Origin of the sequence: Massilia orientalis (genome assembly GCF_030411975.2) — a bacterium.
GTDB lineage: Bacteria > Pseudomonadota > Gammaproteobacteria > Burkholderiales > Burkholderiaceae_D > Telluria > Telluria orientalis.
The window spans coordinates 30,826-43,422 of the sequence record NZ_JASNRB020000019.1 but is presented as its reverse complement, the minus strand read 5'-3'; the positions used below and the strand labels follow the sequence as shown (position 1 = coordinate 43,422).

Annotated in this window: 11 protein-coding genes and 1 tRNA gene; 5 read left to right on the top strand and 7 right to left on the bottom strand. The window is 65.1% G+C overall.

All coding sequences use genetic code 11. From position 1 onward, the window contains the following. Window positions 1-7 precede the first annotated feature (7 nt). Genes QPK29_RS25565 through QPK29_RS25555 form a run of 3 tightly spaced genes read left to right on the top strand, consistent with a single transcriptional unit; the run spans window position 8 to window position 1,963 of the window. The gene (locus tag QPK29_RS25565; RefSeq protein WP_036231460.1) at window positions 8-259 is read left to right on the top strand and encodes an acyl carrier protein; all 252 of its coding nucleotides are present in this window, start codon (window positions 8-10) and stop codon (window positions 257-259) included. Next, window positions 256-1,119, top strand: a complete 864-nt coding sequence (locus QPK29_RS25560; RefSeq protein WP_371770445.1) for a hydrolase 2, exosortase A system-associated — start codon at window positions 256-258, stop codon at window positions 1,117-1,119. The genes QPK29_RS25565 and QPK29_RS25560 overlap by 4 nt, the downstream gene beginning before the upstream one ends. Then, entirely contained in the window at window positions 1,109-1,963 is an 855-nt protein-coding gene (locus QPK29_RS25555) for a hydrolase 1, exosortase A system-associated (protein ID WP_371770446.1), read from the top strand. The genes QPK29_RS25560 and QPK29_RS25555 overlap by 11 nt, the downstream gene beginning before the upstream one ends. On the opposite strand, the gene QPK29_RS25550 is transcribed toward QPK29_RS25555, so the two are convergent. The 7 genes from QPK29_RS25550 to QPK29_RS25520 form a co-directional block, all read right to left on the bottom strand. Further along, the gene (locus tag QPK29_RS25550; protein WP_229412295.1) at window positions 1,938-3,383 is read right to left on the bottom strand and encodes a right-handed parallel beta-helix repeat-containing protein; all 1,446 of its coding nucleotides are present in this window, start codon (window positions 3,381-3,383) and stop codon (window positions 1,938-1,940) included. The two genes, QPK29_RS25555 and QPK29_RS25550, sit on opposite strands and share 26 nt — an antisense overlap. Then, the gene (gene prsR / locus QPK29_RS25545) at window positions 3,380-4,741 is read right to left on the bottom strand and encodes a PEP-CTERM-box response regulator transcription factor (protein WP_371770447.1); all 1,362 of its coding nucleotides are present in this window, start codon (window positions 4,739-4,741) and stop codon (window positions 3,380-3,382) included. Before prsR ends, QPK29_RS25550 begins: the two co-directional genes overlap by 4 nt. A gap of 11 nt (window positions 4,742-4,752) precedes the next feature. Next, entirely contained in the window at window positions 4,753-5,616 is an 864-nt protein-coding gene (locus QPK29_RS25540; RefSeq protein ID WP_400189858.1) for an ATP-binding protein, read from the bottom strand. Window positions 5,617-5,647: 31 nt separating this feature from the next. Then, window positions 5,648-7,030, bottom strand: coding sequence for a TIGR03013 family XrtA/PEP-CTERM system glycosyltransferase (locus QPK29_RS25535; RefSeq protein ID WP_229412297.1), 1,383 nt, complete (start codon window positions 7,028-7,030; stop codon window positions 5,648-5,650). Window positions 7,031-7,291: 261 nt separating this feature from the next. Next, window positions 7,292-8,581 carry a nucleotide sugar dehydrogenase gene (locus tag QPK29_RS25530; RefSeq protein WP_056134137.1) on the bottom strand — a complete coding sequence of 430 codons (1,290 nt, stop codon included), beginning with the start codon at window positions 8,579-8,581 and terminating at the stop codon, window positions 7,292-7,294. A gap of 331 nt (window positions 8,582-8,912) precedes the next feature. Next, a complete protein-coding gene (locus QPK29_RS25525; protein ID WP_400189857.1) occupies window positions 8,913-9,875 on the bottom strand; it encodes a glycosyltransferase family 2 protein in 963 nt (320 codons plus the stop codon). 132 nt (window positions 9,876-10,007) lie between these two features. After that, a tRNA-Arg gene (locus QPK29_RS25520) sits at window positions 10,008-10,083 on the bottom strand. Between the two features lie 192 nt (window positions 10,084-10,275). Between QPK29_RS25520 and QPK29_RS25515 the strand changes: the two genes are divergently transcribed. Next, window positions 10,276-11,172, top strand: coding sequence for a c-type cytochrome (locus QPK29_RS25515; protein WP_160407003.1), 897 nt, complete (start codon window positions 10,276-10,278; stop codon window positions 11,170-11,172). A 49-nt stretch (window positions 11,173-11,221) separates the two neighbouring features. Beyond that, a complete protein-coding gene (locus QPK29_RS25510) occupies window positions 11,222-12,328 on the top strand; it encodes a right-handed parallel beta-helix repeat-containing protein (RefSeq protein WP_371770450.1) in 1,107 nt (368 codons plus the stop codon). Window positions 12,329-12,597 lie beyond the last annotated feature (269 nt).

Sequence of the window (12,597 nt, the reverse complement as noted above, 5' to 3'; positions counted from 1 at the left end):
GACCATCATGACGTATCTCGACGAAGTCAAAGCGACCCTGATCGACGTGCTGAGCCTGGGCGATGCCGGCCAGCGCCTGAACGCCGACTCCCCCCTGCTGGGCAGCCTGCCCGAACTCGACTCGATGGCCGTCGTCAGCCTGATCGGCGCCCTCGAAGAACGCTTCGGCATCGCCATCGACGACGACGACCTGAGCGCCAGCACCTTCGAAACCCTGGGCAGCCTGGCCGACTTCGTGGCCGCGAAACGCGCCGAATGACACCGGATCGGGCCGAGGTGGACACGGAACCGTTCTTCCTCGGCAGCGGCGCGGACCGGCGCTTCTGCCTGTTCCACCGGCCCGCGGGCCCCTGCCGCGGCGCCGTCCTGTACGTGCCGCCGTTCGCCGAAGAACTCAACCGCACCCGCCGCATGGCCGCCCTCGGCGCGCGCCGCCTGGCCGCGCACGGGGTTGGCGTGCTGCAGATCGATTTGCTCGGCACCGGCGACAGCGCCGGCGACTTCGCGGACGCCCGCTGGGACCTGTGGAAGCAGGACCTGGACACGGGCGCCTCCTGGCTGCGCGCGCGCGTCGACGCCCCGCTCACGCTGTGGGGCCTGCGCCTCGGCGCCTTGCTTGCGCTCGACTTTGCGCTCGACCATGCGCGCACATCGGACGTCCCGCTTGCACCCATGCTGCTGTGGCAGCCGGTGGCCGCGGGATCCACGTACCTGACCCAGTTCCTGCGCCTGCGCACCGCGAACGCGATGCTGGGAGAAGATGCGGCCGCGCAGAGCGGCACGAAGGCGCTGCGTGCCGCGCTGCAGGCCGGGGAAACGCTGGAAATCGCGGGCTACGATCTCACGCCCGCACTGGCGCTCGCCATCGACGCCCTGCCCGCGCCCGATGCGATGATCCCGCCCGTGCCCGCGCACTGGTTCGAGGTGCTCGGCGCGCCGGGGCAGGCGCCGGGACCGGCCGCGGCCCGCGTCAAGGCGGCCTGGAAAGCGCGCGGCACGCAACTGCACGTGCACACGGTGACAGGCGCGCCGTTCTGGGCCACGACCGGCATCTCGACCTGTCCGGCCCTGCTCGACGCGACCGTCGACGCCACCCTGGAGCGCGCCCATGTCGTATGACGAACGCGCCCTGTCGTTCCGCTGCGGCGACGCGGCGCTGGTCGGGATCGCGTCCGTCCCCGCGGAGGCATGTAAGCGCGGCGTGTTGATCGTCGTCGGCGGTCCGCAATACCGCATCGGCAGCCACCGCCAGTTCGCCCTGCTGGCGCGCCATCTCGCCGCCCACGGCATCGCCGCGATGCGCTTCGATTACCGCGGCATGGGCGACAGCGATGGAGAAGAACGCGATTTCGAAACGATCCAGGACGACATCCGCGCCGCACTCGACGCCTTCGTCGAAGCCGTACCGAGCCTCACCGACGTCGTGCTGTGGGGCTTGTGCGACGGCGCGTCGGCGGCCGCGATGTATGCGCCGGGCGATGCGCGCGTGCGCGGCCTCGTGCTGCTGAACCCTTGGGTGCGCACGGACGACGGCGTCGCCCGCACGACGTTGAAACACCATTACCGCGACCGCCTGCGCAGCCCGGAATTCTGGCGCAAGCTGGCGCGCGGACAATTCGATTACGCGGGCTCGCTGTCGTCGATGCTGAAACTCGTGCGCACCGCGCTCGCGGGACGCCCGCCCGACCAGGGTGCGACGGCGCCGCTGCCCGAGCGCATGCGCCAGGGCCTGCACGGGTTCCAGGGCGAGACCCTGCTCGTGATCGGCGGCGCCGACCTGACGGGCCGCGAATTCTGCGACGTGACCGGCTCGACGCCGGCCTGGAAACGCCTCCTGGCCACGCCGCGCGTGACGTGGCGCCACCTCGATGAGGCCGACCACACGTTCTCGCGCCGCGCGTGGCGCGACCAGGTCGCCGAGTGGACCCGCGAGTGGGTCACGGCGTTGCCAGGCACCCCGTAAAGCGGGCGAAGGCGCCATACACGACGGGAGAAGCGCGGCGCGTGCCGCACAGGTCGAGCGCGTCCGCCGGCCGTTCTCCCTCATCCGCCTCGGCGCGCAGCGGCGCGTCGTCGCGCCACATGAAATCGCCGGCGTCCGGCGCGCGGAACAGGCCACGCACTGGATGGCTGCCCAGGTAGGCGCGCCACAGCGGCGTCGCGCGATTGTCGCCCAGGTGCACGATGCCGCCGTCGCGCGCGCGGATCGGGCCGTCGACGAGGTTCCCGTCCACCTGCGCACTGCTGGCCGGATAGCGCACGTCGATGCCGGACGTGTCGACGAGCGTGTTGTCGAAGACCTTGCTCCCCGCCGCTTTGTTCAGGTAGATGCCCGCATCGGAACAGCCGACGATCAGGTTGGCGCGCAGGGTGCTGCCCTCCTGTTCCGTGATGCAGCGGCCGTCGCGGCAGAATTCGTGCCCCGTGCCGCCGCCGCCCAGCGACAGGCCCACGCGCTGTCCCGGCAGGCCGCGCAGCATCTGTTCGCACCACACGACGTTACGCTCGAAGACGTTGTTCCTGCCGCCGCCTTTGGCGAACGCGCCGTAGCTGACCTGGTTGCCGTCGCGCTTGGCGAAGTCGGTGATCAGGTTCGCGCGCAGCGTCCAGCCGCTGGCCGCCACGAGGTCGACGGGCGTGACCGGATTGGCGGTCGCGCGGGCGCGCGTGGCGGTGAGGGTCGTGTGTTCGATCAGGCCGTCGTCCGGAAAGCGGCCGCCGGCGCCGTTGATCTTGATGTGCGCGTTGAAGTCGCGGATCGTGTTGTTGACGCTCGCGAAGTGGTGGCCGTTGCCGATGACGTGGAAGGCGTGTTCGCAGTCGTCGTCGGCCCGGCACACGCCGTCGATGTTCAGGTTTTCGAAGCGCCAGTACGGCGCGCCGACGACGAAGCCCTCGAGCGTTTCGAGTTCGATGTGCACGGTGCCCGGCTGCGCCGCGCGCACGACGATGGGCGCGTCGGCCCGGCCGGGGCGCGGTACGTCGATGCTCTTGCCCTGGAACCGGTAGGTGCCCGGCGCCAGCGTGATGACGTCGCCCGGCGATGCCTGCAGGAGCGCCGCGCGCAAGGCCTCGGGCGTGGCGACCTGGATGCCGGCGCCATCCTGCCCGACGGGCCGCGGCTGGGCGCCGGCCGCGAGCGCCAGCCGCGCGGGCGGCGTGCCGGCGCTGCCGCGGTCGAGCGACGTCAGGATGGCGGCGACGCGGCGGCCCGTGTTCTCGATGAGCGGATTGTGGCCGCTGCTGCGTTTTTCGATGTACGGCGCGAGCGTGCGCGGCGCGCGCCCGACGTGGTCGATGGCGGCCAGCAGCACGCCGCCCGCCACGACGGCAAGTACGCCCGCCGCCAGCAGGCCGCGGCGCGCCAGCTTTGCCGGCGTCACGCGCTGGCCTTGATGCCGTGGCGTCCCATCAGGTCATACAAGGTGGGCCGGCTGACGCCCAGCATCTCGGACGCCTTGACGATGTTCCCGTCCGTGCGCGCGAGCGCGCGGGCGATGGCCTTGTACTCGGCTTCGTCGCGCACCTGGCGCAGGTTCAGCGGCTCTTCCTCGACACCCGTGTCGGGCAGGCCGAGATCGTCGGCGACGATGGTGCTCGCGTCGGCCATGATGACGGCGCGCTTGATGCAGTTTTCCATCTCGCGCACGTTGCCGGGCCACTGGTAGGTTTCGATCGCGGCCAGCGCGTCCGGCGCGAAGTGCAGCGACGCGCGCGATTCCTGCGCGCAGAACTTGTTCTTGAAGTGATGGGCCAGCAGCGCCGCATCGCCCTCGCGCTGGCGCAGCGGCGGGATCGTCACGACGATTTCGGACAGGCGGTAATACAGGTCTTCGCGGAAGCGGCCCTGCGCGCACAAGTCCTTCAGCTTCTGGTGCGTCGCGCAGACGATGCGCACGTCGACGGGAATCTCTTCGTGGCCGCCGATGCGCTCGATCACGCGCTCCTGCAGGAAGCGCAGCAGCTTGGCCTGCAGCGCCATCGGCAGGTCGCCGACTTCGTCGAGGAAGAACGTGCCGCCGTGGGCCAGCTCCACCTTGCCCTTGGTCTGCTTGGCGGCGCCCGTGAAGGCGCCCTTCTCGTAGCCGAACAACTCGCTCTCGAGCAGGTTTTCCGGAATCGCCGCGCAGTTGATCGCCATGAAGCGCTCCTTCGCGCGTGGCGACAGCGCGTGGATGGCACGCGCCAGCACTTCTTTACCGGTACCGGATTCGCCCAACAGCATGACGGACGCGGACGTCGGCGCCACCTTCTCGATGGTGCGGCAGACCTTCAGCATGCCCGGGTCGCGCGAAATCACGCCAGCCATGGGCGAATCGGCCTGCGACTGCTGCATGCGGCGGTTCTCCTGCTGCAGGTTATGCAGGAAGAAGGCGCGCTGGATCACGAGGTTCAGCACTTCCGGATCGACCGGCTTCTGGTGGAAATCGTAGGCGCCCATGCCGATCGCCTTGACGGCATTGGCATGGTCCTGGTTGCCGGTCAGGACGATCACGCGCGTGTCCGGCGCCAGCGCCAGGATCTGCTGCAAGGTGGCCAGGCCTTCGGTGGAGCCGTCCGGATCGGGCGGCAGGCCGAGGTCCATCGTGCAGACAGCCGGCTCGTGGCGGCGGATCTGTGCCAGCGCCGCCTCGCGGTCGCCGGCCACCACCACGTCGTACGCGTCCAGGCTCCAGCGCAGCTGCTTCTGCAGGCCCGGATCGTCTTCGATGATCAACAGCTTGGGTTTTTGTTGGGTCATGGTGTCTTCTTTCAGGCGATCGTCGCGGCGGCCGCGACGCGGTGCAGCGGCAGGACGACCTTGAACGTGGTACCGAGCCGGGGTTGGCTGGACACGTCCAGCGTCCCGCCCAGCTCGGTGATGTATTCGCGGCTTTCGAACACGCCGATGCCCATGCCGGCCGACTTGGTGGAGTCGAACGGCTTGAACAGGCGCTCGCGGATGAATTCTTCCGTCATGCCTTCGCCGGTGTCCGTGATCTCGACCTCGACGGCGTCCACGCGCCCGTCGGCCGGCAGGGCCACGCGGACCATCACGTTGCCGTCGCGCGGCGTCGCCTCGATCGCGTTCTGGATCAGGTGGCCCAGCACGCGCTCCAGGCGCTCGCGGTCGGCCAGCACCGCGAGGCCCGCCTGCTCGACGAGCAGTTGCGGGTGCGGCTCGAACGCGCTCTTGAGGGCCAGCGCCTGGCGCACGACGTCGTCGACGGCCAGCGGCTGCGGCTTGTCGGCATTCTCGCTGCGCGACAGCTTCTGCAGCAGCAGCAGATAGACGCATCCCGCCGCCAGCAGTCCCGCGCGCGGCGCGGGGAAGCGGCCGAGGATCAGGCGGGCCGGCTGGCCGTCCGCGTCGCTGCGCCAGTCGCCGAGCAGGGCCACGAGGAACAGCGACCAGGCGCCGTCGCGCAGCACCTCGAGCGCGGCCGTGCCCGTGTTCCACAGGATCTCCTGGACCGCATCCAGGCCCAGCGCCGCGGCCCATGCCGCCGTCGCCAGGCAGGCGGCGCTCAGCGTGCCGCGCTGGACGCGGCCGTGCCAGCCCGACAGGACCGACAGGCCCAGTGCGAGGAAGCCGGTGGCGGCCAGTGCGTAGCTGGAAGCAGCGATATTGATCACGTTACTGGGCACGATGCGGCCGCAGGGAACATCAGCGTCCGCTGCGGAACAGGACGACCTTCAGGGTGTCGATCAGGATCAGGACGTCCAGGAACAGGCTGTTGTTCTTTACGTAGTACAGATCGTACTGCAGCTTCTGCAGCGCGTCCTCGGCCGAGGAGCCGTAGCCGTAGCGCACCTGGGCCCAGCCGGTGATGCCCGGCTTGACGCTGTGACGCACGTTGTAATACGGGACCACCTCGATCAGCTGGTCGACGAAGTACTGGCGCTCCGGGCGCGGGCCCACGAACGACATGTCGCCCTTGAGCACGTTGAGCACCTGCGGCAGCTCGTCGATACGCGTCTTGCGCATGAAATTGCCGACGCGCGTGATGCGCGGATCGTTCTGCTGCGCCCATTGCGGCTTGCCGCCCTTTTCCGCGTCGGTGCGCATGCTGCGGAATTTGTGGACGAAGAACGCGGCGCCATCCTTGCCGATCCGTTCCTGCGAATAGAACACGGGACCGCCGTCTTCCAGCTTGACGGCCAGCGCCGCCAGCAGCATCAGCGGAAGCGTCAGCATCATGATGATCAGGCTGCAGATGATGTCGAAGCTGCGCTTCATGAACGTGCGTACGAAGCTCTGGTCGAAGCCGCCGCCGAACACGAGCCACGACGGCTGCAGCGAATCGACGCGGATCTGGCAGGTCTCGCGCTCGAAGAAGGTGGCGGCGTCGGTGACCTTGAAGCCCTGCAGCTTGCACTCGAGCAAATCCTTGATAGGGAAGCCGCCGCGGCGGTTTTGCACGGAGACGACGATTTCCTCGACGTTGTACTGGCGCGCCAGCGCGACGAGCGATTCGCCCTCGCGCGACTTCAGCAGGCTGGTCCCCGGCACGCACAATTCCTCGGTCGGCGTCGGCACGAAGCCGGCGATGTTGTAGCGGTGGTAGCTGGTGCTCTGCATCGCCAGGTCGCTGCATTCCTTGGCGAGCGGGCCGCTGCCCAGGAACAGGATGCGGGTTTCCAGGAAGCGCAGCTCGGACGACTTGAAGAACACCATGCGCGCCAGGAAGATGCCGCCCGCGGCGATGCCGAACACGAGCGCCATGATGCCGCGGCCGAAATACAGGTCGGGCGCCACGTAGAACACCAGCGTCAGGATCAGGAAGCCCATCAGGAACGAGGGCATCAGCTTCATGAAGAACGGATGGCGCAGGCCTTCGTTGAAGTCGAGCTGGTACATGCCCATGGCGCTCATGCTGAAGATGATCGCGGCGGTGAATGCGATGGCGGATGTAAAGAAGTGATGGTCGAGGTTGGGCAGGGACGCGTTCTGTCCCAGTTCCATGAACCGCACCGTCGCGCCGATGTAGGCTGCGCCAAGCAGCACCAACACTTCGACGAACAGCAGGACGAATACGATCTTCGACACATAGTGATTAGAAATCCTAAGCACAATTGCCTCCGGTGTAGCTGTTATTGCTGATTTGCACAACCAATAGTTGAGCCGGGATACGCGTGCGCGTTCCCAAAAGTTCTTGACTCAAGGAAATAAAACAAGGCCGGAAATAGCCTGGAACTGTCATTGTCATCATCACATGCAAAACGGCAAGGCTCGGGGTCCAAGCGGCCTGCCCTCGGCACGACCCATCGAATAGTCACGGCATCCGCAGCTGCGGATGCCGGCGATACATTACAAACGCCAGAGGCAGTAGCCAGCCTCGCGGATCCCGTTCGGATCGAACTGCGCCTTGACGTCGACGAAGCAGCCGCCGTCGTTCAGCTTGGACTGGAAATCCGTCAGCGAACGCGCCAGCACTTCCTTGTGCGGCACCGCAACGATGAGGGCATCCCCCTTCGGCAGGTCTTCCCAGCGCTCCAGTGCGATGCCGTATTCATGCTGCGCTTCGTCCGCTTCGGCCACCGGGTCGTGCACGTGCACTTCGACACCGTAAGACTGTAGCTCGTACACAATATCCGCGACTTTGGAATTGCGCAGGTCCGGGCAATTTTCCTTGAACGTCAGGCCGATCACGTTGACTTTCGAACCCTTGACGTGGAAGCCCGCCGAGATCATCGACTTGACGGTCTTTTCGGCCACGAACTTGGCCATGCCGTCGTTGATGCGGCGCCCCGCCAGGATCACCTGCGGGTGGTAGCCGATCATCTCGGCCTTGTGCGTCAGGTAGTACGGGTCGACGCCGATGCAGTGGCCGCCCACCAGGCCAGGACGGAACGGCAGGAAGTTCCATTTCGTGCCGGCGGCCTTCAGCACTTCCAGCGTATCGATGCCGATCTTGTCGAAAATGATCGCCAGTTCGTTCATCAGCGCGATGTTCAGGTCGCGCTGCGTATTCTCGATGACCTTGGCCGCTTCCGCGACCTTCAGGCTGGACGCGCGATGCACGCCGGCCTTGACGACGGTCTCGTACATGGCCGCCACGCGCTCCAGGGTCGCCGCGTCGTCGCCGGACACCACTTTCATCACGTTGGTCAGCGTGTGTTCCTTGTCGCCCGGGTTGATGCGCTCGGGCGAGAAGCCGACGTGGAAGCCATCCTTCCACTTCATGCCGGAGAATTTTTCCAGGACGGGGATGCAGACTTCCTCGGTCGCGCCCGGATACACGGTCGATTCATAGATGACGATCGCACCGCGCTTCATGTGCTTGCCGACGGTCTCGCTGGCGCTGATCAGCGGCGCAAAGTCGGGCACGTGGGCGATGTCGACGGGGGTCGGAACGCCGATCAGGATGTAATCGGCCTGGGCCAGCGCGGCCGGATCGGTGGTGACGCTCAGGTGGCGCGCCGAACGCAATTGCTCAGTCGACACCTCACCGGCGGGATCGACAAATTTCTTGTAGCTCTCGACCTTTGTCGTCGACAAATCGAACCCGATCGTCGGGCCGAGCTTGCCGAACTCGACAGCCAGCGGCAAACCTACATAACCCAATCCCACTACTGCGATGACCTCGTCTGGCTTCATATTGATTCCGTTCCGCTTGGTTGCTATTACGATAACTTTGAGTCAGCACGGAAAACGCCTGCCCGTTCGACGAGTCAACTCGCCTTGCCGACAACGGCGCCTTGTGCCATCGTCGTTTGCAGACCAACGTTCACATCGTGGGAGCCCATCGAATTTTCACGAATCCTCACCGCCGTGCTGATGAGATAATAACATTTTATCGATTACAAGTTAGCAACAAGACATACCGTGCGCATGAATCGAAACACGCCGAGAACAGCAGAATAAGTGGCTGCGGTCTAAACAGGCAAGCAATACCTTGTCCTTACGTCCCGGAGTGTTGTAAGCATGGTTATTGAGCGCTCGTAACTTGTCGTAATGTTATGTCTTCCGGGTAGGCAGCGGCGTTGCCGGCGTCGAGAGCGAGGAAAGCGGCGCGGCCGGTCTTGCTGCGCTCGCGGTTGGCGGCGATGGCTGCCTTGTCGATGCCGGCCAGCAGGCGGATCTTGGCCAGTTGCAGTTTGACGTCCTGCATGTTCACGCGCGCGAGCGCAAAGCCGAGGTGGGCGAACACGGACACCCACTCGCGGCCGAAGGAGAAATGCGTGTTCGGGTTCGAGCTGCGCGCGATGACTTCGCGCCGGAAGGTTTCGCCCGATTCGAAGAATTTGCTGGGCGGGCGCTGTTCGCGGTCGTGATAGATGCGCGACGCGGGCAGGACGCCCAGTTTCAGTTTGTGGAACTGCAGGCGCTGCGTGTAATTGTCATCCTCGCCGTAATGGAAGAACGACGGACTGAAGCCGCCCACCTTTTCCATGCAGGCGCGCGTCACCAGCCAGGCGGCGGCATTCACGAAGCCGACGTCGTACACGTCCTTCAGGCGGCCGAGGAAGAGATCCGAGTACAAGCCCCGGCATTTGTTCGGCGCGATGTAGTTCGAAAAGCCGTAATCGAGGCCGTCGCCGGCGCCATTCAGGTGCATCGGGCTGATGACGCCATAGGCGGGATGCCGCTGGTGCGCCTCGACGAGTTGTTGCACCGCGTCCGGATCGATCCAGGCATCCTGGTTGAGCAGAAAGACATAGTCCGCGCCGCGCTGGTACGCCATTTCCATGCCGATGTTGTTGGCCTTGCCGAACCCGTGGTTCGTTCCGGTAGCGACGACCTCCACTTCCGGATACTCGGCCGCGATGCGCGCCAGCGTGTCGTCCTTCGATCCGTTGTCGATGACGATCGTGTGCAGCGGCACGGTCGACTTGCGCAGGCTGGAAAAGCACGGGGTCACCCACTTGGATCCGTTGTAGGTCACTATCACCACAAAAACCTTGGCGCTCATCGTCGTCCTCTTTGAAATGGCTGGAAAATCGGCTGCAGTGTCGAATGTTGACACATTTGCAGCAAATCCGGAAGGAAACGGGCACTACGGTGTGCGGGGGACAGGAAGGCATGGCGCGGCTGGCGGGGATCGAACCCACGACCCTTGGCTTCGGAGGCCAATACTCTATCCACTGAGCTACAGCCGCGCTGGAGGAAGCGATGCGAAGGATACAGTCTTTCCCGGGCGTCGTCTATGGCAACCGTCCGCTCCAGCGGGAAATTGCGTTTCCACCAAGTGTCTTTGGGTCTATAATCGCCCGGCGGCATTGCATATAAATAAGTATTCCACGTATTCCGCAGGGCAGAAGCAGGTTTTTTTAATTTGTATTAAGGAAATCATGAGCGACGCGCACAACGAACACCAATCCTTTATCCGGACTCCCAAGCAACTGATCATCGCAGTGGCTGGTTTTTTCCTGGTCATCGTCATCGGCATCATCCTGCTGGTGATCTTTGCCACCAACAAGCCCCTGGGTGGCGCCGGGTCCGAAAGCCAGAGTGCGCAAGCCGTCGCGACGCGCGTACGCCCGGTGGCCGAGGAAGGGTTTGCGTTCAAGGACGTGAACGCGCCCAAGATGCTGCAATCGGGCCAGGCCGTGTATAGCGCCACCTGCGTCGCCTGCCATGGCTCGGGCGCAGCAGGTGCGCCGAAGGCTGGTGACGCAAGTGCCTGGAGCGCCCGCATCGCCCAGGGCTACGACACCCTCGTCCAACACGCCGTGCAAGGCATCCGCGCCATGCCGGCCAAGGGCGGCAATCCCGATCTCGACGACATCGAAGTCGCCCGCGCCGTGGTCTATATGACCAACCAGTCGGGCGCCAAGTTCAAGGAGCCGGAAGCCCCGGCGGCAGGCGCCCAGGCGCCGGCCCAGGCCGCAGCCGCACCGGCAGCAGCAGCCGCACCCGCCCCGGCCCTGCCGGCAGCGACGCCGGGCACGCCACCCACCGCGGGCGCGATCGCGACGCCGGCCGTGGCCGGCAACAACGAAGCGGGCAAGGCCCTGTTCAATACGGCCTGCACGGCCTGCCACACCGCCGGCATCGCCGGCGCGCCCAAGTTCGGCGACAAGGCCGCATGGGCGCCGCGCATCGCGCAAGGCACGAATACGCTGTACGAGCACGCCATCAAGGGCTTTCAGGGCAAGGCCGGTGTGATGCCGCCGAAAGGCGGTTCCACGGCGCCCGATGCCGACGTGAAAGCCGCGGTGGACTATATGGTCGCGGCCGCGAAATAAGCCGGAAAAACCGTCCTGCGGGACGGTTTTTTCATGAATGAGATAAGGAATGAACGTGTCACCGTCGTACACCCCCGTCATCCGCCTGTCCCTCGCTGCGGCACTGCTGGCCACGGCCGGCGCTGCGGGCGCCGCCACGCTGTCGGTCGGTCCGGGCAAGACCTATGTCGCGCCGTGCGCGGCCATCGCCGCCGCCAGGGATGGCGACACCATCGAGATCGTCGGCGACTGGACGTACAGCGGCGACACCTGTGCGATCGCCCGCAGCAACCTGACCATCCGCGGCGTGCAGGGCCGGCCGGTCATCGACGCGGCCGGACGCCAGTTCGGCAACAAGGGGACCTGGGTCGTCACCGGCAGCAACATCACGGTCGAGAACGTGGAGATGCTGGGCTCGAAAGTCATGGACGGCAACGGCGCGGCGCTGCGGCTGGAAGGCACGAATTTCACGCTGCGCCAGGCTTTTATCCACGACAACGAAAATGGCATCCTGATGGGTGCGAACCGCAACAGCAACGTCGTGATCGAGCACAGCGAATTCGGCCACAACGGCCACGGCGACGGCCAGACGCACAACCTGTACATCGGCAACGCGAAGAGCCTGACCTTCCGCTACAACTATTCGCACGACGCCAACATCGGCCACAACCTCAAGTCGCGCGCGATGTTCAACATGATCGCGTACAACCGCTTCTCGAGCACGCCCCCGGGCCGGCCGGGCAGCACGGCGAGCGGCAAGCCGTCGTACGAAATCGACCTGCCGAACGCCGGCACGTCCTACATCATCGGCAACGTGATCGAGCAGCCGGCCATCAACGACAATCCGAACATCGTGGCGTATGGCGAAGAAGGAGCGACGAATCCCGGCCAGGATCTGTATGTCATCAATAACACCTTCCTGAACGACTTCAGCAGCGGCACGTTCCTGTTCATCAGCGGCAAGGTATCGACCCCTGCCCTAATCCAGAACAATGTCTTCGCCGGTCCTGGCACCGTGAGCACGCAGAGCAACGCCGTGCAGAAAGACAACCGTCGCATGGACAAACCGGGCTTCATCGACCGTGCCGGCTTCACGCTGCGGCCCCTGGTCAACGAGGTCGTCCTGAAAGCGGGTCCGGCGGCGGATCCGTGGACGAGCGGCACCGGCCGCCGCTGACGCTTATACGCAACATTTCGCGGCCGTAAGCGTTTTTTCCGCTGACTTTTCTCAAAAAAGTGAAAACGGCCGCGTTGTGCCTAAACGCTAAGACCTCTTATAAATTTTTAACTATTGGTCTCTGGTTACCAAAACTCGCGCGTTTCATAGGGAGAATAAAAGTTGGGTTGAGGAAACACAAACACCAAAAGACCGAATAAAATGTTCAAGACGTCATCAAGATGGAATTTTTGGCATGCATAATTCTGAACGGTACGGCGAACGTTTTG